Origin of the sequence: Streptomyces sp. TLI_55 (assembly GCF_900206255.1) — a bacterium.
Taxonomy (GTDB): domain Bacteria; phylum Actinomycetota; class Actinomycetes; order Streptomycetales; family Streptomycetaceae; genus Streptomyces; species Streptomyces aquilus.
The window spans coordinates 2,588,059-2,608,194 of sequence record NZ_OAOJ01000001.1; the positions used below are offsets into that span (position 1 = coordinate 2,588,059).

At 71.7% G+C, this 20,136-nt stretch carries 20 protein-coding genes; 16 read left to right on the forward strand and 4 right to left on the reverse strand.

Annotation, left to right across the window (positions count from 1 at the left end; genetic code table 11):
* Window positions 1-70: 70 nt before the first annotated feature.
* The 3 genes from CRP56_RS46655 to pspAB all read left to right on the forward strand — a co-directional run bounded on the left by CRP56_RS46655 (window position 71) and on the right by pspAB (window position 3,077).
* A complete protein-coding gene (locus CRP56_RS46655; RefSeq protein WP_257040696.1) occupies window positions 71-1,405 on the forward strand; it encodes a hypothetical protein in 1,335 nt (444 codons plus the stop codon).
* Between the two features lie 160 nt (window positions 1,406-1,565).
* Window positions 1,566-2,489 (forward strand): zinc metalloprotease HtpX, encoded by a 924-nt coding sequence (gene htpX / locus CRP56_RS12070; RefSeq protein WP_097263136.1) that lies wholly within the window; start codon window positions 1,566-1,568, stop codon window positions 2,487-2,489.
* Window positions 2,490-2,492: 3 nt separating this feature from the next.
* Window positions 2,493-3,077 carry a PspA-associated protein PspAB gene (pspAB, locus tag CRP56_RS12075; RefSeq protein WP_097263139.1) on the forward strand — a complete coding sequence of 195 codons (585 nt, stop codon included), beginning with the start codon at window positions 2,493-2,495 and terminating at the stop codon, window positions 3,075-3,077.
* A gap of 31 nt (window positions 3,078-3,108) precedes the next feature.
* Here the strand turns inward: pspAB and CRP56_RS12080 are convergent, their stop codons facing one another.
* Window positions 3,109-3,396, reverse strand: a complete 288-nt coding sequence (locus CRP56_RS12080; protein WP_097263142.1) for a hypothetical protein — start codon at window positions 3,394-3,396, stop codon at window positions 3,109-3,111.
* A 183-nt stretch (window positions 3,397-3,579) separates the two neighbouring features.
* Between CRP56_RS12080 and CRP56_RS12085 the strand changes: the two genes are divergently transcribed.
* Window positions 3,580-5,181, forward strand: coding sequence for an alpha/beta fold hydrolase (locus CRP56_RS12085; RefSeq protein WP_097263144.1), 1,602 nt, complete (start codon window positions 3,580-3,582; stop codon window positions 5,179-5,181).
* Window positions 5,182-5,214: 33 nt separating this feature from the next.
* Here the strand turns inward: CRP56_RS12085 and CRP56_RS12090 are convergent, their stop codons facing one another.
* Window positions 5,215-6,660 (reverse strand): DUF2252 family protein, encoded by a 1,446-nt coding sequence (locus CRP56_RS12090; RefSeq protein ID WP_097263146.1) that lies wholly within the window; start codon window positions 6,658-6,660, stop codon window positions 5,215-5,217.
* Between the two features lie 250 nt (window positions 6,661-6,910).
* On the opposite strand from CRP56_RS12090, the gene CRP56_RS12095 reads away from it, so the two are divergent.
* Window positions 6,911-8,083, forward strand: coding sequence for a winged helix DNA-binding domain-containing protein (locus CRP56_RS12095; protein WP_097263149.1), 1,173 nt, complete (start codon window positions 6,911-6,913; stop codon window positions 8,081-8,083).
* A 48-nt stretch (window positions 8,084-8,131) separates the two neighbouring features.
* On the opposite strand, the gene CRP56_RS12100 is transcribed toward CRP56_RS12095, so the two are convergent.
* Window positions 8,132-8,440 carry a hypothetical protein gene (locus CRP56_RS12100; protein WP_097263152.1) on the reverse strand — a complete coding sequence of 103 codons (309 nt, stop codon included), beginning with the start codon at window positions 8,438-8,440 and terminating at the stop codon, window positions 8,132-8,134.
* Window positions 8,441-8,592: 152 nt separating this feature from the next.
* Here CRP56_RS12100 and CRP56_RS12105 point away from each other — a divergent pair, with 152 nt between their 5' ends.
* From CRP56_RS12105 to CRP56_RS12115, 3 genes are all read left to right on the forward strand, one after another.
* A complete protein-coding gene (locus tag CRP56_RS12105) occupies window positions 8,593-8,952 on the forward strand; it encodes an arsenate reductase family protein (RefSeq protein ID WP_097263155.1) in 360 nt (119 codons plus the stop codon).
* An 86-nt stretch (window positions 8,953-9,038) separates the two neighbouring features.
* On the forward strand, window positions 9,039-9,857 hold the full coding sequence (locus tag CRP56_RS46660) for a hypothetical protein (RefSeq protein ID WP_143664896.1): 819 nt from the start codon (window positions 9,039-9,041) through the stop codon (window positions 9,855-9,857).
* A gap of 121 nt (window positions 9,858-9,978) precedes the next feature.
* Complete coding sequence (locus CRP56_RS12115) at window positions 9,979-10,641, forward strand: hypothetical protein (RefSeq protein ID WP_097263158.1); 663 nt, start codon at window positions 9,979-9,981, stop codon at window positions 10,639-10,641.
* A 3-nt stretch (window positions 10,642-10,644) separates the two neighbouring features.
* On the opposite strand, the gene CRP56_RS12120 is transcribed toward CRP56_RS12115, so the two are convergent.
* Window positions 10,645-11,511, reverse strand: coding sequence for an alpha/beta fold hydrolase (locus CRP56_RS12120; protein ID WP_097263161.1), 867 nt, complete (start codon window positions 11,509-11,511; stop codon window positions 10,645-10,647).
* 66 nt (window positions 11,512-11,577) lie between these two features.
* On the opposite strand from CRP56_RS12120, the gene CRP56_RS12125 reads away from it, so the two are divergent.
* The 8 genes from CRP56_RS12125 to CRP56_RS12165 all read left to right on the forward strand — a co-directional run bounded on the left by CRP56_RS12125 (window position 11,578) and on the right by CRP56_RS12165 (window position 20,064).
* Window positions 11,578-12,036 (forward strand): MarR family winged helix-turn-helix transcriptional regulator, encoded by a 459-nt coding sequence (locus tag CRP56_RS12125; protein ID WP_097263163.1) that lies wholly within the window; start codon window positions 11,578-11,580, stop codon window positions 12,034-12,036.
* 264 nt (window positions 12,037-12,300) lie between these two features.
* Entirely contained in the window at window positions 12,301-13,329 is a 1,029-nt protein-coding gene (gene glnII, locus CRP56_RS12130; protein ID WP_097263166.1) for a glutamine synthetase, read from the forward strand.
* Between the two features lie 83 nt (window positions 13,330-13,412).
* Entirely contained in the window at window positions 13,413-14,333 is a 921-nt protein-coding gene (locus CRP56_RS12135; protein ID WP_097263169.1) for a DUF6891 domain-containing protein, read from the forward strand.
* A 314-nt stretch (window positions 14,334-14,647) separates the two neighbouring features.
* On the forward strand, window positions 14,648-15,259 hold the full coding sequence (locus tag CRP56_RS12145; protein ID WP_097263171.1) for a winged helix-turn-helix domain-containing protein: 612 nt from the start codon (window positions 14,648-14,650) through the stop codon (window positions 15,257-15,259).
* 79 nt (window positions 15,260-15,338) lie between these two features.
* The gene (locus CRP56_RS12150) at window positions 15,339-16,361 is read left to right on the forward strand and encodes an SDR family oxidoreductase (RefSeq protein WP_097263173.1); all 1,023 of its coding nucleotides are present in this window, start codon (window positions 15,339-15,341) and stop codon (window positions 16,359-16,361) included.
* Between the two features lie 52 nt (window positions 16,362-16,413).
* The gene (locus CRP56_RS12155) at window positions 16,414-17,679 is read left to right on the forward strand and encodes a sensor histidine kinase (protein WP_097263175.1); all 1,266 of its coding nucleotides are present in this window, start codon (window positions 16,414-16,416) and stop codon (window positions 17,677-17,679) included.
* Window positions 17,664-18,317 carry a LuxR C-terminal-related transcriptional regulator gene (locus CRP56_RS12160; protein WP_097263177.1) on the forward strand — a complete coding sequence of 218 codons (654 nt, stop codon included), beginning with the start codon at window positions 17,664-17,666 and terminating at the stop codon, window positions 18,315-18,317. The genes CRP56_RS12155 and CRP56_RS12160 overlap by 16 nt, the downstream gene beginning before the upstream one ends.
* A 181-nt stretch (window positions 18,318-18,498) precedes the next feature.
* Window positions 18,499-20,064 carry a DUF1996 domain-containing protein gene (locus CRP56_RS12165; RefSeq protein WP_097263179.1) on the forward strand — a complete coding sequence of 522 codons (1,566 nt, stop codon included), beginning with the start codon at window positions 18,499-18,501 and terminating at the stop codon, window positions 20,062-20,064.
* Window positions 20,065-20,136: the final 72 nt, after the last annotated feature.

Sequence of the window (20,136 nt, forward strand, 5' to 3'; positions counted from 1 at the left end):
CAGGTAAATCGCGCGCCCGCTCAGGGGTCGGCCGCTTACGCTCGCCGGACGTGGAGAGGCGGGCGACAGCGTGGGCGTGGACATCGAGGACGGGATCGCGGCGGCGGTGCGGCTCGCGGAGGGGGCTTCCCTGCGGGAGGCGTTCGACACGACCGACCCGGCCGGCTGGGCCGCGCTGGACGCCGGGGCACGGGCGCTCACCCGGGTGCCGGGCGAGCGTGTGGCGAGGTCGGCGTGGGAGCTGACCGCCGGCGGTCAGCTGCTCGTCAAGGTGCTGGGCCGGGAGCGGCGGCTGCTGCCCCGCGGCGTCCGGCTCACCGCGTCCCAGCTGGCGCTCGGCCTGTGCCACCGGGACGGCCTGGTCCGGCAGTCCGCGCTGGAGAGGGTCGGCGAGCACCCGGAACTGATCCCGCTGGTGGTGGTGCGCTGCGCCGACTGGGTTCCCCAGGTGCACGAGCGGGCCCGGGAGCGGCTGGCCGAGCTGCTGGACGCCGAAGGCGCGGCCCGGCTGGCACCGCTGCTCCTGCGGATGGGGCGCCGCGGGCGGGGCGGCTTCGCCGCCGATCTGGCCACCGCGCTGCTGAGCAGCGCGCCCCGCGAGATCCTCGCACCGCTGTGCCGGCACACCGACCGTGCCGTACGCCGCTACGCCCACCGTCTGGTCATCGCGGGCGGTCTCCTCTCCCCCGCCGAACTCGCCCGTGCCGCCGCGCTCGACGACGACACCGTCGTACAGGATCTGTGCGCCGATGCCGCGCTGGCTGCCGTGGCGCAGGAGGGTCCGGACGACGACGTACTGGAACCGCTGCTCGCGGCGCGGAATCCGCGGGCCCGGTCCGCCGGGGTCACCGCGTTGCGGCGGGCCGGGATGCCTGAGCGGGCCGAGGCGTTCCTCGGGGACCGGGCGGGGCGGGTGCGGGCCTGTGCGCGGTATGTGGTGCGGCAGTACGGGGGTGATCCGGCGGCCTGGTACCGGGAGCGGTGTGCCGGTGCGGAGGTGTCGCCGGGGATCGTCAGTGGGCTCGCGGAGTGCGGGGAGCGGAGGGACGCGGCCGTCTTGTGGGCGCTGACCTCGCACCCGGTGGCGGCGGTGCGGGCGCGGGCCGTGGCGGGGCTGCGGAGCCTGGACGTGTCGGACCTGGCGCGGTTCACGGCGCTGCTCGACGATCCCGACCCCGGAGTGGTGCGGGAGGCGACGGTGGCGCTGGTGCCCTCGGCGCGGTCGTTGGACGAGGAGTGGCTGCTGGGGCGGCTCGCGGCGGGGCGGTCCCGGGCGGTGCGGGCCTCGGCGTTCCGGCTGCTGCGTCAGCACAGCTGGCTCGTACGGCTGCGGGCCGCGGACGCGCTGATCGACGACCCCGACGACAAGCTGCGGCACGCGGCCCGGCACTCTCTGCGGCACTGACCGGGGGCGGGAGCTGTTCAGCCTGTGGGTGCTGAGGCGGCGCAAGTTGGAAGCGGGGCTTCCGGCTTGAGCCTTTGCCCGTCCCAGAGCTCTTCGCGACCGCTTCATGGTGGGGCCGGGTGCACACTGGGAGTCGGGACGAGTGCCTGACTGCGGGGTGATGCAGATGCAGAGCCGCTTCCGGAGCGACCGGCGCCTGACCGTGCGGATGACGGTCACGCTGTTCCTGCTCGGGCTGTTGTACGTCGTCTTCGTGGGCGCGTTGATCGTGCTGCTGAAGTCCTGGGTGCTGGTCGTCGTCGTGGTGGTCGCGATGCTCGGGGCCCAGTACTGGTTCTCCGACCGGGTCGCGCTGTTCGCGATGCGGGGCCAGGTCGTGGAGCGGGAGGAGTATCCCGAGCTGCACGGGGTCGTCGACCGGCTGTGCGCCATCGCGGACATGCCCAAGCCCGTCGTCGCCGTCTCCCACATGGACATGCCCAACGCGTTCGCCACCGGGCGCAACCCCGAGCACGCCGTGGTGTGTGTGACCGACGGGCTGCTGCGGCGGCTGGAGAAGGACGAGCTGGAGGGTGTCCTCGCGCACGAGCTGTCGCATGTGGCGCACAAGGACGTCGCCGTGATCACCGTCGCCTCGTTCCTGGGGGTCATCGCCGGGCTCATCGTCCGGTTCGCGTTCTACTCGCAGGTCTTCGGCGGGCGGAAGGACCAGAACACCGCCGTGATCTTCGCCGCCGTCATGGGTGTCTCGGCGGCCGTGTACGCGCTGAGCTTCCTGCTCATCAGGGCCCTGTCCCGGTACCGGGAACTGGCCGCCGACCGGGCCGCGGCGCAGCTGACGGGGCGGCCCTCGGCGCTCGCCTCCGCGCTGACCAAGGTCTCCGGGGAGCTCGCCCGGATCCCGACCAAGGATCTGCGGACCGCGCAGGCCTTCAACGCCTTCTACTTCACCCCGGCCACCGGCAGGGAGCCCGGCATCGAGCGGTACTTCTCCACCCACCCGACCCTGGAACAGCGCCTCGATCAACTGGGGCGGATCTCCGCCGAGTTGGGCGAGGCGGCCCGGCCCGGGAAGTCGGAGTAGCGGATGGGGCTGCTGGACATCCTGCTCGGGCGCACCAAGCCGGTCGCGCCCGATCTCGACCGGCTCTTCGCCCTGCCGTCGGCCGCCGTGACCTTGGAGGCCGCGGCGGGGTTCACCCCGTCCGGGAGCGGTGCGGTGTGCTTCGCGACCGTCGAGGGCGCGGCGTTCGAGCAGACGCATCGCGAGGTGCAGGCGCTGCTGGACGCGGACACCGACCGTGACGGCCCTCCGGTCGAGCTGCGGCGGGACGACTACGGCTACTCCTGGCTGGTGTCCCAGCGCGCCCCCGACCAGCTGCATCTGCTGGTCAACGATCTGCACGCGGTGAACTCCTCGATGGAGGTCAACGGCTTCGGCCCGCAGCTGCTGTGCTCGCTCGCGGGCTTCCGGGACGACGCGGGCCGCACGCTCGCGCTGGTCTACCTCTACAAGCGCGGCACCTTCTACCCGTTCGCGCCGCTGCCCGGGGGCGGGCAGCGGCGGGACAACGCACTGGAGCTGCGGGTGAAGGCCGCACTCGCGGACGATCTACGGCTCGAACAGGATCTGAGCCGCTGGTTCCCGGTGTGGGGCGCCCCCGGCCTGTGACCTCACCGGCCAGGGACTACCCGTACGGGTCTCACGTGCTCTTCTCGCGCTCCTGGCGGCGGGACTCGAAGGGGCGCTCGCGACGGTAGCGGCGCTCCCACTTGGCCTGCTTGTCCCGGCGGTCGCGGTACGCGCGGTAGTCGCTGGGCATCATCCCGCCGCCGGACGACGCGCCGCCGCCCTTGGACGGGGTGGCGGAGGTCCCGCGCCCGTACTGCATGTACAGGAACAGCACGGCGACGGCGGCGAGCCAGTAGAGGTGGTTCCCGAATCCTAAGACGACCAGAACTGCGGTCCCGGCCATGACGATGGTGCCCATCGGTGGCCTCCGTGTGCGTGGGTGGGTGAGCAGCAGCGTAGTGCTGAACGCGCAGAGTGACGCCCGCCCTGCGGAAAGCAGAGGTGACGGCTCCGCAACAGGTGTCCAGCGTAGGGATTCCGTCACTCGGCGTGCATCTCCTTTTCCTCGCCGAGCCGTGGCGAGCCGTGATCGAATGAGGGCATGCTCTCCTCCTTCACCCTCGGTCATGACGGCGAACGGCTCAGCGGGGTGCGGGGCGGTGGTGGTCCGGGGCGGGCCACCGTCGTGGTGCTGCACGGGGCGGGCAACGGCAGCAAGGCGCGGCTGACGCCGGTGCTGGAGGAGTTCACCGGCCGTGGCTGCGGTGTGCTCGCCCTGGACTTCTCCGGGCATGGGGAAAGCAGTGGCGAGCTAGGGGAGTTGAGTCTGCGCCGACGGTTCGGGCAGGCCGCCGCGGTGATCGACGCGCGCGTCCCGACCGATGATCCGCTGATCCTGATCGGGTTCAGCATGAGCGGGCAGACGGTCGCTGATCTCGTACGGCACTACGGGCGGCGCGTGTCGGCGATCGGCCTGTGTTCGCCCGCGGTGTACGCGGCCGAGGCGTGGGACATGCCCTTCGAGGACGGCGACGGGCGGTTCAGCGAGCTCATCCGCACCCCGGACAGCTGGCGCGAGGCGCCCGCGCTCGACGTGCTGCGGACGTACGAGGGCCGGGCGGTGCTGGCGGTGCCGCGGCACGATCCGGTGATCCCGGCCGACGTGACCGAGGCCGTGCAGGACGCGCTGGCCGCGCGGTCGCAGTTCACCCGCGTCGAATTCCCGGACGCCGGACACCGGTTGGGGGTCTGGTTCCACGATCACCCGGACGACCTGCGGGAGTTCGCCGACGCGCTGCTGGTCGACGGCTGGACCGCGACCCGCGCCTGGCTGGCCAAGCAGCTCCCCGAGGGCCGTACGGTCGCCACGACCCGTTTCCTGACGGGTGGTTGGAGCTCGCAGATGCGCGGGCTCACTCTCGACGACGGCACGGAGCTGGTGCTGCGGTCCTTCGTGAAGCCCTTCTTCCGGCACCACGCCCCCGGGCTCCTCGCCCGCGAGGCGGCGATCCTCACGCTGCTCGCCGCAGCGGACGGCGTCCCGGCGCCCGAGCTGCTCGCCGTGGACGCCACCGCCGAACTCGCCGATCATCCCAGCCTGTTGATGTCCCGGCTGCCGGGCCGGGTGCGGGTGGACGAGGAGGATCTCGTACGACGCATCGACCTGCTGGCGGGGCAACTCGCCCGTGTCCATGCCGTCGTACCGGAACAACGGCCGCGGACGTATCAGGCGTGGACGTCTCCCGAGCGGGCGCGGGTGCCGGAGGGCGCGATGTGGGAGCGGGCCGTGGATGTGATCCGGCGCGAGCCGCCGGCGTACGACGGGGTGTTCCTGCATCGGGACTTCCACCCCGGGAACGTGCTCTTCGCCGAGGGTCGGATCAGCGGGGTCGTCGACTGGGTGGAGACCTCGTGGGGGCCGGCCGACCTGGACGTGGCCCACTGCTCGACGGCGCTCGCGCTGCTGCACGGCCCGGAGCACGGGCTGGCGTTCCGGGAACGGTACGAGGCGGCGGGCGGGCGGCAACTCGCCGACGGGGCCGACCACTTGTACTGGCGCCTTCTCGACGCCCTCGGCTACGCCCCCGACGCCGCGAAGCTGGCGGGGCCGTGGCGCGAACTGGGGCGGAGCGATCTGACGCCGGAGGTGCTGGGCGGGCGGCTGGAGGCTTATGTGGGCGGGTTGCTGGAGCGGTACGCCTGAGGCTCGTGTGGGCGGGTTGTCGGGGCGGTACGGTCACACCTCCGGTGCCGCCGTCACCACGCCCGCGGCGATCGCGGCGCCCAGGGTGGTGTGGTCGGTGGTGGTCTGGACGGCGTAGGAGCGGGCGAACTCGGCGATCGCGTGGTCGAAGGTGTCGCCGCCGCCCAGATAGGCGGCGATGGCGATGCGGTCGCCGGAACGCGCGTGGGCGCGGGCCAGCGCGGTGCCGCACAGCCGGGCGTACGTCGTGAGCTCCGCGGGGCTCATCCCGGCGACCTCCGCCGAGCCCTTCATGTCACGCAGCTGCCGCCAGTAGTAGGCGCGCCCCTGCGGTCCGCTCATCCAGCCCAGGAAGATGTCGCCGGCGGCCTGGAGCAGTCGCTGCCCGGCGACCACCCGGTGCCCGGGGTGGACGTACGGCCCGCTCGGCAGATGCTCCTCCAGTACGGACTTCCGCGCCTCCTTGATCTGGAGGAACAGCGGGTCGTCCGCGTCCCGGCCGGCGAGCAGCACGATGAAGCAGCGGGTGCCGACACTGCCGACGCCGACGACCTTGCGGGCGGCGTCGACGAAGCGGTAGCGGTCGAGGAGGAGGCGGCGTTCCTCGGAGAGGGTGGAGCGGTAGTCGCTGAAGATCTTGCGCAGGGCGGCCATGTCGGGGACCCCGGCCCGTTCGAGGAGCGGCGGGTCCTCGATGATCCGGCGGCGCCCGTCGACGACCTCGGTCAGCTTGCCGAGGGCCTGGAGGCTGGTGCGGCGGCGGGCCCGGGTGAGGGTCGACTGGGCGCGGCGGCGGTGGCGGGTGGAGCGGACGAGCGGGAGCAGGGTGTCGGCGTCCAGGCGCTCGTACCAGACGGCGAGTTCGCCGAGCCGGGAGAGCCGGCGCATCGACGTGCGGTACGCGGCGGTCGCCTCCACGGCCGCCCGGTGCGCCTTCGCCTCGCTGTGGCCGTTCTCGCGGGCGGCCACGACGACGCTCGCGGCGAGGCGTTTGACGTCCCACTCGAAGGGGCCGGGGAACGTCTCGTCGAAGTCGTTGAGGTCGAAGAGGAGGGCGCGTTCCGGGGAGGCGTAGAGGCCGAAGTTGAGGAGGTGCGCGTCGCCGCAGAGCTGCACGGTGAGACCGGTGTGGGGCTGGGAGGCGAGGTCGGTGGCCATCACGGCGGCGGCGCCGCGCAGGAAGGCGAACGGGGAGGCCGACATCCTGCCGTATCTGATCGGCAGGAGCTCCGGGAGGCGGTCACGGCCCTGGCGTTCCAGGACGGCGACGGGGTCCGGGCGGTCGAGGGAGGGGATCCAGGTGGCGTGGGCGGAGCGGGGGACGCGTTTGCGGGCGGACCGTCCCTGGGCGGCGCGGTCGCCCGGGCTGGGGTTGCCGGAGGTTCCGGCGATGCCGGGGGTTCCGTGATGTCCGGGGGTTCCGTGGTTTCCGGGGGTTCCGGAGGCTCCGGGGCTGCCGGGGGTTCCGTAGGCGCTCATCCGCCGTGCCTCTGCATCGCGCCTCCCGATTTCGCCGTGCCGGCTGGTCCCTGGTGTCGGACACCTCCTGTTCGCAGGGAAGCGTGCGAGGGGGGCGCGCGCATGCGGAGTACGGCGATCGGGTGACGGGGGTGGAGGGGTGGGGGTTCGCGTCATGGAGGGGTGGGGGGTCGCGTCGAGACGTCGTTGTCAGTGGGGTTCGGCAGGATGGGGGGCGTCGGTGGTGTTGCGCGGGCGGAGGGCAGGTCGGATGCGGTACCTCGGGGTGGCGGAGCGGCGGGCGCGGCTGGGAGTGCGGCATCGGCTGGCGAAGGGCTCGAGAGTAGGGCGGCCCGAGGAGGTCGCCGACGCTCTCGTCGCGCTGCACGGCACCGATCCGGCGACCGTGCATCTGGCCGTCGGTGCCCGGCTGGCGGAGTCCGGCAAGACCGTCGCGGAGACCGAGCGCGCGTTGTACGAGGACCGGACCCTGGTGCGGATGCACAGCATGCGGCACACGGTGTTCGTGTTCCCCGCGGAGCTGACCGCGGTCGTGCACGCCTCCACCGGGCTGGCGGTGGCGGGGCGTGAACGGGCCTCGCTGGTCAAGGACATGGCCAAGGCGGGGGCGCCGGACGCCGCCTGGCTGGCGGACGTCGAGGCGTCCACGCTGGCCGCCCTGGAGCGGCGCGGGCAGGCGACGGCGGCCGAACTCGCCCAGGACGAGCCCCGGTTGCGGGAGCAGTTCGTGTACGCCGCCGGGAAGAGCTACGAGGGTGTCCACACCGTCTCGACCCGGCTGCTGAGGGTGTTGGGGGTGGAGGGGAAGGTCGTACGGGGGCGGCCGTTGGGGTCCTGGACCTCGAGTCAGTTCCGGTGGGCGGCCGCTCCCCCGCATCCCGAACTCGACGTGGCCGAGGCCCAGGCGTCCCTGCTCCGCCACTGGCTCACGGCGTGCGGACCGGCCACGGAGGACGACCTCAAGTGGTGGACCGGCTGGAAGGTGACGGACGTCCGGCGGGCGCTGGCGGCGGTCGGCGCGGAGGCCGTGGCGCTCGACGAGGGCACCGGGTATGTGGCGCGGGGGGACGCCGAGCCCGTGGCGGGGGGTGACCGGCCCTGGGCCGCTCTGCTGCCCGCTCTCGATCCGACCGCCATGGGCTGGCAGCAGCGGGACTGGTTTCTCGCGCCCGCTCTGCGGCCCCCGCTGTTCGACAGAAGCGGCAATGTCGGGCCCACGGTGTGGTGGAACGGCCGGGTGGTGGGCGGCTGGGCCCAGCGGCCCGACGGCGAGATCGTCTGGCGGCTGCTGGCCGAGGACGGGGTCGGGCGGGAGGCGAAGGCGGCCATCGCCGCGGAGGCGGAGCGGCTGCGCGGGTGGGTGGGGGCGACCCGGGTGACACCCCGCTTCCGGACGCCGCTGGAGAAGGAGCTCGCGGGGTAGGAGGTGTCACGGGTGCCGTGTGGGACACGGCACCCGGCACCCCACAGCTCAGCGCGCGTAACGCATCAGCGCCCGCACCATGTGGCACGTCGTGTCCGACGGCGGGTGTACGCCGATCAGCTCCGCCGTGCTCCGTATCTTCTCGTTGCGCGCCTGGTTCGGCAGGTACACGCCCGAGTCGAGCAGGGCGATGGCGAGCCGCATCGCCTTCAGGCGGCGGTTGTGCGTGATGTACCACTCGCGGGGCCGCCCCGGCGGCAGCGCGCGCTTCTCCACGGGGGCGTACGGCAGGTCGAGCAACACCGGGTGCTGGACGGTCGACTGGGTGGGCAACGGCTTCAGAGCGGCAGCGGGCACAGGCATCCTCCTGTCGCGGTGAGGGTGTCGGAAACGGAGGGTTCGGCAGCCCCCCAACACCCTCGAACACGTCTTCTAGTGTACCGCCCACCACTGACAAAAGGCCCTGGCCACAGGGGCTTTGAGGGCGCCTCAGAGGTACCTTTGACCCCATGGAGATCTGGATCAACCCGGCCTGTTCCAAGTGCCGCAGCGCCCTCAGTCTGCTCGACGCCGAGGGGGCCGACTACACCGTCCGCCGCTACTTGGAGGACGTGCCGAGCGAGGACGAGATCAGGGCCGTACTCGACCGGCTCGGCCTCGAACCGTGGGACATCACCCGCACCCAGGAGGCCGACGCCAAGGAGCTCGGGCTCAAGGAGTGGGCGCGGGACGGGTCTTCGCGGGACCGGTGGGTCAAGGCGCTCGCCGAGCACCCCAAGCTGATCCAGCGGCCGATCATCACGGCGGACGACGGCACTGCGGTGGTCGGCCGCAGCGAGGAAGCCGTCCGGGACGCCCTGTCCCGGTAGGCCACCCGGCGACCCCTCTGCCCGATAGGTAACCGCTTGTCCGGCGGCGGGAGTTCAGGGCCCTCGCCCTGTTACCCTCCGCCGCCATGACCTTCGGTGATCAAGGAATGCCGTACGGGGCCCCGGACCCGTACACCCAGTGGGTGGTCGAGCAGGAGCGGATACGCCGACGTCGGCGCACCCGGCGGGCGGTGGCCGCGGGGACGGGCGTCGTGCTCGTCGCGGCGATCACCGCGGGCGCCGTGCTGTACACGGACGGCGGCAGGGACGGCGCGGCCGCCGCCTCGTCCTCGGCCACCCCCTCCGCCACCGCCCCCTCCCCGGCCGTACCGTCCGTCGCGGTCACCCTCCCCTCCGACGCCCCCTCCGCCCTGCCCTCACTGCTCTCCCGGCCGGTCATCCGCCCGGAGCAGGCCTTCCCGGCGAAGAGCGTGCGGCTGTCCGACGGTTCCCGGTACGAGCGGGTCGACCTGGCCACCACCTCCGACTGCGCCAAGGGCATGTCGCCGGAGCTGGCCGCGCTCATCGAGCAGGGCCAGGGGTGCGAGCGGCTGACCGCCGCGCTGTTCACGGACGCCGACCGGCGCTCGCAGGTGACGGTGACCGTGCTGAGCTTCCGGCGCGTCGAGGACGCCTCGTCGGTGTTCGCGATGGCCTCGATGGACCCGGTGACCTATCAGGTCGTCTCGCTCGATCCGCCGCCGGCGGCCGGGCTGCCGACGGTGCCGCCCGGGGCGGCGGGGGTGTTCCGGCGACTGATGACCGTGCGGTCCGTGGTGTTCGCCAACGGGCAGTGGAGCGACGGTTCGGAACAGGACGAGGCCGCGATCACCGAGCAGACCGAGGACCTTCTCCAGTACGCCGACGACAACGTCGTCGCGTACGAGGACCCGGACTCGGTGTGAGGTGCGTGGCGAAGTCCGGTGTGACGCAGGTTACTTCAGTGACTCCTGTAACCGCTGAGTAACCTCGTTCGGTATCTCGTACATAGCGGCGTACGCTCCCCTACCTCTTCAGGAGGCGCGCATGTCGCGTAGGAGAACTCTCAGTACAGGCAAGAAGATCGCGCTGTTCCTGGGCGCGGCGTCGGTGGCGGGCGGTGGGGCCTTCGTCATGGCGAGCACGTCGAGTGCCTCCCAGGCGCAGCAACCGCAGACGAAGGCGGCCGACTCGGGCGTCTGCCAGGGGCTCGCCACCGCCCTCGGCAACAACCAGAAGTTCATCGACGGCCAACGCGCCGCTCCGGACGCGCAGTCGGCGGCCCGGATCGCCAACCGGGAAGCGGTCATCGAGCAGATCAAGGTGCAGCAGAAGGCGTCCGGGTGCGCCGTTGGGGAGTCGGCTCAGGGCTCCCAGGCGGCACAGCCGGCGGCTCCCGCCGCACCGAGCGCCGCACCGAGCGCGGCGCCCAGTGCCGCCGCGAACGCACCGGCCGCCTCCGGGAAGCAGGTCTGCAACGGCTCCACGGTCACCCTCTCCGGTGAGGGCGGTGCGCCCGCCGCGTCCAGCAACCAGTTCCCGGCGGGGACGACGCTGAAGGTCACCAACCTGGACAACAACAAGTCCACGACGGTGAAGGTCACTTCGGTCTCGGGCAGCTGTGTCCTGCTGAACAACGCCGCCTTCGAGCAGGTCCGGGAACCGGGCAAGTTCCTGATCCGCCGAGCCGTGATCGAGAAGGTGGGGTGAGGTTCAACGACGTAGGAACTCCGTGAGGCGGCGGCCCAGTTCGGCGGGTGCGGAGTGCGGCAGCGCGTGATGCGAGACACCGGGGACCACCACCGTCTCGACGCGCGGCAGCAGTTCACCCGCTCTGGCCGTCACCTTGTACGTGTCATGTGTCCTGCTGTTCGCGGCCACGAACAGCAGGACCGGCATGTCCAGCCCGCGCAGGGCGTCGGCGGACGGGCGCGGGCCGGTCACCGGCTTCGCTACGGAGGGGAAGCCGGCGGCCGCCTCCTGGAGGCGGAGCCAGTCGGGGTCGAGCGGCACTCCCCCGGTCTCCCACTTCAGGAAGGCGCGGACGCGGTGGGGCGCGGGCCGCAGCAGCATCGGCAGGGCGTGCAGCAGATACGCCGGGCGGTATCCGGCGAAGCACAGGGTGGGGTCCAGCAGGAACAGGCTGCGCACCCGCGCCGGTTCACGCACGCGCGCGTGCAGGGCGTGGTGCAGGGCGACGAAGGCGCCGTACGAGTGTCCGCCCAGGTCCGTCTCCTCGATGTCGAGGCCGTCGAGGACCGCGTCCAGCCATGCGACCAGGTCGGCGACCGTACGGGGGTGACGGTCGGCGGCCGGGACGCTGCGGCCCGCGTCGCCGATCAGGTCGACGGCGTGGACGCGATGGCTGCGGGCCAGGTCGGCGGCCTGGGCGTACCAGGACGCGGAGGTCGCGCCGCCGCCGGGCAGCAGGACGAGCGGGGGCGCGCCGGCCGGTCCGCACACGGTGACGTGGGTCGTGCCGAAGGGCGTGGGGACCTGAACCGCCTCCCGGTCCGCGGGCCACTTGGCCATGACCTTGTCGTAGGCCGCCTGGAAAACGTCGTCGTCGTACGTGCTCATCGAGCCCTCCCCTATTATCTCGTTGAGCGAGATGTTCGACGAGCGAGACAATAGCCGAGGAGCGGCATGAGCGACACGACACCCCAGGGGTCCGAGATGGAGGTCGTCCATCTGCTGCGCGCGGTCACCGTCGAACTCGGTCTGCACAGCGCCCGGTTCGCGCAACGCCACGCCATGCACCCGACGGATGTGCGGGCCCTGATCGCCCTCATGGACGCCGCACGCGCGCGTGAGGAGATGACGGCAGGGCGGCTCGGGGCCGCGCTCGGGCTGAACTCGGCGGGGACGACCGCACTGGTCGACCGACTCGAGGGCGCGGGGCACGTCCGGCGGGTGCGCGGGGAGGGGGACCGGCGCAAGGTCGTGATCGAGGTGAGCGAGGGGGCGGTCGAGCTCGGGTGGGCCTTCTTCGGACCGCTGATCGACCGGACCGTGCGGCTGCTGCGGACGTACGACGAGCGGGAGACGGCCGCGATCCGGGGGTTCCTCACGGGGGTGCGGGACGCGGTGGCCGAGGGGGACTGAGCCGCCAACCCCATCGCATACGAGCCGGCGCCGTCGGCCCCTCGGCCGGCTTCCGGGGCCGGTCTCCGGTCGCCGTGGGCCCTCACAGCGTGAAACTCGCCACAGAACGAGCAGGTAACACGGGGTTCACATTCGAGCAATGGACGGGAAATCGCCTGTTGACAGGCTCGCGCACACCAAGCGCGGCGTTTCAGTGCCGCAGCGCCGCAGCACCCAGCAGCACCCGCAAGCGCGCCTAGAGACCCACCCCGAAGGATGTGGCCCGTGACCTTCAAGGCTGAGTACATCTGGATCGACGGCACCGAGCCGACGGCCAAGCTCCGTTCCAAGACGAAGATCCTGGCGGACGACGCCAAGGGCGCGGAGCTGCCGATCTGGGGCTTCGACGGGTCGTCCACGAACCAGGCCGAGGGGCACTCCTCGGACCGCGTGCTCAAGCCGGTCTTCTCCTGCCCGGACCCGATCCGCGGCGGCGACGACATCCTGGTGCTGTGCGAGGTCCTCAACATCGACTTCACGCCGCACGAGTCCAACACCCGTGCCGCGCTGGCCGAGGTGGCCGAGAAGTTCGGCGCACAGGAGCCGATCTTCGGCATCGAGCAGGAGTACACGTTCTTCAAGGACGGCTACCCGCTCGGCTTCCCGAAGGGCGGCTTCCCGGCCCCGCAGGGCGGCTACTACTGCGGTGTCGGCGCCGACGAGATCTTCGGCCGTGACGTCGTCGAGGCGCACCTGGAGAACTGCCTGAAGGCCGGTCTCGGCATCTCCGGCATCAACGCCGAGGTCATGCCCGGCCAGTGGGAGTTCCAGGTCGGCCCGCTGTCCCCGCTGGAGGTCTCGGACCACCTGTGGGTGGCCCGCTGGCTGCTCTACCGCACCGCCGAGGACTTCGGCGTCTCCGCGACCCTGGACCCGAAGCCGGTCAAGGGCGACTGGAACGGCGCCGGCGCGCACACCAACTTCTCCACCAAGGCGATGCGCGAGGGCTACGACGCGATCATCACCGCGTGCGAGTCGCTCGGTGAGGGCTCCAAGCCGCTGGACCACGTCAAGAACTACGGCGCCGGCATCGACGACCGCCTGACCGGTCTGCACGAGACCGCCCCGTGGAACGAGTACTCCTACGGTGTCTCCAACCGCGGCGCCTCGGTCCGTATCCCGTGGCAGGTCGAGAAGGACGGCAAGGGCTACATCGAGGACCGCCGTCCGAACGCCAACGTCGACCCGTACGTCGTGACGCGCCTGATCGTCGACACCTGCTGCACCGCGCTGGAGAAGGCCGGCCAGATCTGATCCGCGCAGTAGCCGAGGGGCGTCCACCGACTGCGGTGGACGCCCCTCGGTGCGTTGTCAGTGGGGTCTGACAGGGTGGGGGCATGGAGATCGACGGGGGTCTGGACATCAAGGTCGAGACCGAGAACTGGCAGACGCACGCGCGGATTTCGGCGGAGCGGCTCAGCGGGCTGGTGGAGCGGATCGGGGGCGAGCGGGACCGGTTCCTGATCGTCCAGCGGATACCGGACCTCCCGGACGTCTTCGCCCAGGTGTGGCACGAGGAGGGCGGGGCGTACCGGCTGGAGCACCGGCGCAGCCACGACGAGTTCTTCGGTACGGACCTCACCGACGTCGGCCGGACCGCGGACCTTCTGACCGGTTGGGCCCGGCAGGACGCCGACTGGGACGCGGGCGTCGACTGGGAGCTGATCGAGCTGGGTCCCCGGGAGGAGGTTCCCGACCTTCCGGACGAGGTGCGCAAGACGGTCGAGGAGCGGGTGCGGGTGCGGCTGCGCTGCGGGTACGACACCCGCCGGGTGCTGGCCGAGATCGCCGAGGACTACCTGGTCAAGGGCGACGAACGGCCCGTGTCGAAGCCCCAGGCGCAGCGGCTGGTGGACAGGCTGTGGCTGGAGCGGGTGGCCGAGCAGGAGGCCTGGGAGGGGGTCACCGACCCCGAGCGGCTCACCCGCGCCTTCGAGGCCCTGGAGGCCGCCGGGATCACGGCCCGGGAGAACTTCGCCTGCTGCCGGAGCTGCGGCACCGGCGAGATCGGCGCCGAGCGGGAGGACGCGCGCGGATACGTCTTCTTCCATCAACAGGTCACCGAGCAGGCCGCCGAGGGCCACGGACTCGCCCTCTACTACGGCGGGTTCGACGGCTCGGACGAGACCACCACCGCCGTCGGCCAGGAGGTCGTCGCCGCCCTCACCACCGTCGGGCTGTCCACCCAGTGGGACGGCGATCCGGGCCGGGCCATCGATGTCGGCCCCCTGAACTGGCGCAAACGCCTGGTGGGATGACGTACGCAACGTCAGTTTCTCGTCAAGGAAGCGTCCAAGCTGTGAGAGGAGGGTCCTGTTGCGGGCTTGTGTCTGCTTCAATGTGGGCATGGCCAGCTTCCAGAACCCCAGCGCGACAGGTCGCCATGACCTCGAGCCGTTCTGGCCTTCCCGTCAGCACCACGACTTCGACCGGGTGTGTTGCCGCGTGATGAACGCGCGGGCCCTCTAAAGCCGTACACACCCCGTCCGGCCTTCGGCCAGCGCGCAGTCGATCCACGTCTTGGGACGACCCGTCCCCGGGACGACCTCCTCGCGCGAAAGAGCTGACCCTCATGGCGACCACTCGTTCCCTGTCTCCCGCCCCCCTCGGCACCGCCCCGGCGGAGTCCGGTCCGCGGCACCGGCTCAGGGCCGTCGGCCCCGACGACGTCCTGCACGTGGCGGACTTCCTGCCGCCGGGCGCCACCTGGCTGCCCGCCCCGCAGCACACACTGCCCACGCTGCCGGGTCAGCCGCCGATGATCGGCTACCTGGTGCTCGTCCCGGCCGACCAGCAGCCGCTGCTGCCGACCGAGCGGGCCGCGACCGGTGCCCATGCTGCCCCCAGCGCTCCCGGCGCCCTCGGCGCCCTGGGTGCCGACAGCGACGACGAACCGCTCGTCCGCATCGACACCGTGCAGCGCACCGCCGAGGTGAACGGCGTCGAACTCGACCTCACGTACCTGGAGTTCGAGCTCCTGGCCCACCTCGTCGCCAACCCGCACCGGGTGCACACCCGCGACCAGCTGGTCACCACCGTGTGGGGCTACGGCCACGTGGGCGACGGCCGCACCGTCGACGTCCACATCGCCCGGCTGCGCCGCAAGCTGGGCGCCCAGCACCGGCAGGCGATCCAGACCATCCGCCGGGTGGGCTACAAGTACGCGCCGCCGACCGGGCGTTGACGTCACTCACCGCTGACGGCTGTCTGCTGACGGCAGAGGCCCGTTCCACACGGCCGCCCCACCGGGCAGAGTCTCCCCCATGAGACTTCTGGTGCTGGGTGGTACGGAGTTCGTGGGGCGGGCCGTCGTCGAGGCGGCGCTCGGGCGCGGCTGGGACGTGACCGTCTTCCACCGGGGACGGCACGCACCCGCGGCCGGGGTGCGGTCGCTGCACGGCGACCGCACCGCACCCGACGGGCTCACCGCCCTCGACGGCACGGACACCTGGGACGCCGTCGTCGACACCTGGTCGGCGGCGCCCCGGGCGGTACGGGACGCGGCGCGGCTGCTGCGGGGCCGCGCACGGCGCTATGTCTACGTGTCGAGCGGCTCGGTGTACGCGTGGCCCCCGGCCGCCGGAAGCACCGAGGAGGCTCCCCTGGTGGCGGGTGCCTCGGCCGCTGCCGAGCAGAGCGACTACGCCCGTGACAAGCGGGGCGGCGAGCTGGCCGCGACCGAGACCTTCGGCGCGGACCGCTCGCTGCTCGTCCGGGCGGGGCTGATCCTCGGACCGTACGAGAACATCGGGCGGCTGCCCTGGTGGCTGAACCGGATCGCGCGGGGCGGGCCCGTGCTCGCCCCCGGCCCGCGGGATCTTCCCCTCCAGTACATCGACGTCCGCGACCTCGCCGACTGGATGCTGGGCGCGGTGGAGCGGGGGTTGAGCGGGCCGTACAACCTGGTCGCGCCGAGCGGGCACACCACCATGGGCGGCCTCCTGGAGGCGTGCGCGGAGGTCACCGGCTCCGACGCCGAGCTGTGCTGGACCGACCCGGACGTCGTCCTCGGCGCCGGCATCGAACCCTGGACACAGCTGCCGGTGTGGGTGCCGCCGGGCAGCGACCTGCATGCGGCCCTGCACACCGGGGACGTCACCAAGGCCCTGGACACCGGGCTGCGTTGCCGTCCCGTCACCGAGACCGTCACCGGCACCTGGAGCTGGCTGCGGGAGATCGGCGGCACCGCGCCGCAGCGGCCGGACCGGCCCGCGGTGGGGCTCGACCCGGAGGTGGAGGCGAAGGTACTGGCCCTCGCCGGGGGTGTACCTGGCACCACCCCCTGACCGGGTGGCCAGGCCCCGTGACCCGGCACCGGGCCTCGGCGAGACTGCTGCCATGAGCATCGAGACACAGCACGGCAGGGTCGGTACGTGGGCACGGACCTCGGGTCTGGCGGCGGTACGGGGGTTCGGGCTGGCGCTGGTCGTGCTGCCGGGTGCCGTCCTGTGCTTCGTGCTGTCGCTGGTGTCGATCGCGCTCATCCCGATCGGCGTCGGGATCGTCACCACGCCGTGGGTGCTGAGCGGGGTGCGGGCGTTCGCGGACTGGCGCCGGGTCGTCGCCGCCGAGTGGGGCGGGGTGCGGATCCCGTCGGCGTACCGGCCGCTCCCGGCGAACGCCAACCCCTGGGGGCGCACCTTCGGCATGCTGGGTGACCCGGCGACCTGGCGGGACCTCAGGTGGCTGCCGGCCGACATGACGGCCGGGTTCATCACCGCGCTGCTGCCGGCCGTGCTGCTGCTCTACCCGATCGAGGGGCTCGCGGTGGCCGCCGGGCTGTGGCGGGCCTTCCCGGACGGGTACTGGTACGCCTTCGTGCCGGTCACCGGGCAGGTCTCCGCGTTCGGCGCCGGTGCGCTCGCGCTGGTCCTCCTGCTGCTGTGCCGGCGGCTCCCCGCGCCCGCGCTGCGCTCCCACTTCCGCCTGACCCGCGCCCTCCTCACCCCCAGTCAGGCCGAACTCGCCGAGCGGGTACGGGTGTTGACGGAGACCCGGCAGGACGCCGTGGACACCTCCGCCGCCGAACTGCGGCGCATCGAGCGGGACCTGCACGACGGGGCGCAGGCCCGGCTGGTCGCCATGGGCATGGACCTCGGCACAATCGAGCTGCTCCTCGACAAGGACCCGCAGAAAGCGAAGGAGTTGCTCGCGCAGGCCCGCAAGTCCTCCGTGGACGCCCTCGCCGAGCTGCGCGACCTGGTGCGCGGCATCCATCCGCCGGTGCTCGCCGAGCGCGGACTGGGCGACGCCGTACGGGCGTTGGCGCTGCGGCTGCCGCTGCCGGCCGAGGTGACGGTGGAGCTGCCCGGGCGGGCGGACGCGCCGGTGGAGTCGGCGGCGTACTTCGCGGTGAGCGAGGTGCTCACCAACGCCGTGAAGCACGCGGACGCCCAGCGGCTCTGGATCGACCTGCACCACACGGACGGCACCCTGCGGATCAGCGTCACCGACGACGGCAAGGGCGGCGCGGTGATCGGAGCCGGGTCGGGACTGGCCGGGGTCGAGCGCCGGCTCGGTACATTCGACGGCGTCCTGGCCGTCAGCAGCCCCGCGGGCGGTCCCACCATGGTCACCATGGAGATCCCTTGCGCGTTGTCCTAGCCGAAGACCTGTTCCTCCTGCGGGACGGGCTGGTCCGGCTGTTGGAAGCCCATGGCTTCGAGATCGCCGCCGCCGTCGAGTCCGGCCCCGAGCTCGCCCGCGCGCTGGCCGAGCTGGAGCCGGACGTCGCCGTGGTCGACGTACGGCTGCCGCCCACGCACACCGACGAGGGGCTGCAGTGCGCGCTGGCGGCCCGGCGGGCCAGGCCGGGGCTGCCCGTGCTGGTGCTCTCGCAGCACGTGGAGCAGCTGTACGCGCGTGAGCTGCTCGCCGACGGCACCGGCGGGGTCGGCTATCTGCTGAAGGACCGGGTGTTCGACGCGGCGCAGTTCGTGGACGCGGTGCACCGCGTGGCGGCGGGCGGTACGGCCATGGACCCGCAGGTGATCCAGCAACTGCTGACCCGGCGGGCCGCCGCCGACCAGCCGCTGGGCCGGCTGACCCCGCGCGAGCTGGAGGTGCTGGAGCTGATGGCGCAGGGCCGGTCCAACGCGGCGATCGCGGCCCAGCTCGTCGTCACAGAACGGGCCATTGCCAAGCACACCTCCAACATCTTCGCCAAACTGGACCTTGAGGTGTCGGACGACGACAATCGGCGCGTTCTCGCGGTCCTCGCCTATCTGGACCAAGGCCGGTGAACAGTCGCTGATTTTCTGTAACGTCCGCTGCTCAAGCGGCTGTTGGGGCCGCATCGCCGAGTAATCCTCTGATTTGTTTGTGGGACGGCTGAACACCCTTGGGACCACGTCCGTATGGAACGACGCCGCTTCACTCCTGTCGGGCGCCTCGATAGCCCCGCAAGGAAGTCAGAGGAGTTCCATGGGACGCAACAATCGCAAACGCCGTACGTCGATGACCACCAAGGTCGTGGCCGGATCGGCAGCCCTAGCGCTCGGTGGGGGCGGGCTTGTCTGGGCGAACTTCTACGCATCGGCTCACGAGTCGAACTCGGGCCAGAACCAGGTGAAGGCCGCCGCGGCACAGATCGCCACGATCCAGTGCCCGGACGTCGGCCAGAAGCTGACGAATGTCCCGAACGGCGCCCGGAACGGCGTGAGTACGGAGCTGGCGAACCTCGACAAGCAGATCACCGAGGCGTACGCCCGGCTGGCGTCCACGCGCCAGGCCCAGGCAGGCGACCCCGGGTTCGTGCAGAACGCGATCCTCGGCCCGCTGAAGGAAAAGCGGTCCGCCGCTCTGGACCGCATCCGGATCAACATCCAGCGGGCCGGCGGGCAGGTCGCGGATCTGTCGCAGCTCGCCGCGTGCACCGGGGTCCAGGCCCAGCCGCAGACCAACGCCGGTCAGGCCGGCGGCCAGCAGCAGAACGGCGGCCAACAGCAAGGCGGCCAACAGCAGGGTGGCCAGCAGCAGGGTGGCCAGCAGCAGAACGGCGGCCAGCAGAACGGTGGTCAGCAGCAGGGCGGCCAGCAGCAGAACGGGCAGGGCGGTAACGGCCCGACGGCCGCCGACTTCGTGGACATCACCAAGGTGCAGGGCAACGCGCAGCTGGGCGTCGGCCAGAACGGCCTCAAGGCGAACGGCGGTTCCGGCTCCCGGGGTGTGTTCATCACCAAGTGCGGCACCAACGGCAACAAGAACCACAACACGGACAACGTGATCGTGGCGCCCGGTGTCAGCAACGGCGCCCACCACCTGCACGACTACGTCGGCAACCAGAGCAACGACGCTTTCGCGAGCGACCAGGAGCTGGCGGGGGCCCAGAGCACCTGCCAGAACCAGGGCGACAAGTCCTCGTACTTCTGGCCGGTACTGCGCCTGCAGAACGGCACGCAGGACTTCGACCAGAACAAGGACGGCGGTGGCAAGGAGGGCAACGTCGGCAAGATCCTTCAGGCCTCCCAGGCGCAGATCAAGTTCGTCGGCAACAAGAAGGGCAACGTCGTCGCGATGCCGACGGCCCTGCGCATCATCACCGGTGACGCGAAGGCCTTCGTCAACGGCAACGCGAACGCCAACGTCAACTGGAGCTGCACCGGCTTCGAGAACAAGGTCCAGCTGCACGACAAGTACCCGATCTGCCCGCAGGGCAGCCAGGTGGTGCGCACGACCAACTTCCAGAGCTGCTGGGACGGCAAGAACATCGACAGCGCCAACCACCGTACGCACGTGGCGTTCGTCCAGGCCGACGGCTCCTGCGCCAACGGCTTCAAGGCGATCCCGCAGCTCCAGGTCCGGCTCGTCTACAACGTCCCGGCCCCGAAGCTCCAGAACGGCCAGGTGATCCAGCCGTACGCGGTGGACACCTTCCCGGAGAACCTGCACAAGCCGATCACCGACCACAACGACTTCATCAACTTCTTCTCCACGAACCTGATGAACAAGATGGTCAACTGCATCAACAGCGGCCAGCGGTGCCAGTGAGCTAGCTAGCGCATGAGAGAGCCGGCGGTGGAATTCCCACCGCCGGCTCTTTCGTGTTCTTCGGGTTCTTCG

Coding starts and splice junctions, on each gene's coding strand:
- CRP56_RS12085 (WP_097263144.1), top strand. CDS start 3,580: ATGCTCTCCTCCTTCACCCTCGGTCATGACGGCGAACGGCTCAGCGGG.
- CRP56_RS46660 (WP_143664896.1), top strand. CDS start 9,039: ATGACCTTCGGTGATCAAGGAATGCCGTACGGGGCCCCGGACCCGTAC.
- CRP56_RS12155 (WP_097263175.1), top strand. CDS start 16,414: ATGAGCATCGAGACACAGCACGGCAGGGTCGGTACGTGGGCACGGACC.
- CRP56_RS12135 (WP_097263169.1), top strand. CDS start 13,413: ATGGAGATCGACGGGGGTCTGGACATCAAGGTCGAGACCGAGAACTGG.
- CRP56_RS12090 (WP_097263146.1), bottom strand. CDS start 6,660: ATGAGCGCCTACGGAACCCCCGGCAGCCCCGGAGCCTCCGGAACCCCC.
- pspAB (WP_097263139.1), top strand. CDS start 2,493: ATGGGGCTGCTGGACATCCTGCTCGGGCGCACCAAGCCGGTCGCGCCC.
- CRP56_RS12150 (WP_097263173.1), top strand. CDS start 15,339: ATGAGACTTCTGGTGCTGGGTGGTACGGAGTTCGTGGGGCGGGCCGTC.
- CRP56_RS12145 (WP_097263171.1), top strand. CDS start 14,648: ATGGCGACCACTCGTTCCCTGTCTCCCGCCCCCCTCGGCACCGCCCCG.
- CRP56_RS12120 (WP_097263161.1), bottom strand. CDS start 11,511: ATGAGCACGTACGACGACGACGTTTTCCAGGCGGCCTACGACAAGGTC.
- htpX (WP_097263136.1), top strand. CDS start 1,566: ATGCAGATGCAGAGCCGCTTCCGGAGCGACCGGCGCCTGACCGTGCGG.
- CRP56_RS12080 (WP_097263142.1), bottom strand. CDS start 3,396: ATGGGCACCATCGTCATGGCCGGGACCGCAGTTCTGGTCGTCTTAGGA.
- CRP56_RS12165 (WP_097263179.1), top strand. CDS start 18,499: ATGGGACGCAACAATCGCAAACGCCGTACGTCGATGACCACCAAGGTC.
- CRP56_RS12115 (WP_097263158.1), top strand. CDS start 9,979: ATGTCGCGTAGGAGAACTCTCAGTACAGGCAAGAAGATCGCGCTGTTC.
- CRP56_RS12125 (WP_097263163.1), top strand. CDS start 11,578: ATGAGCGACACGACACCCCAGGGGTCCGAGATGGAGGTCGTCCATCTG.
- CRP56_RS12105 (WP_097263155.1), top strand. CDS start 8,593: ATGGAGATCTGGATCAACCCGGCCTGTTCCAAGTGCCGCAGCGCCCTC.
- CRP56_RS12095 (WP_097263149.1), top strand. CDS start 6,911: ATGCGGTACCTCGGGGTGGCGGAGCGGCGGGCGCGGCTGGGAGTGCGG.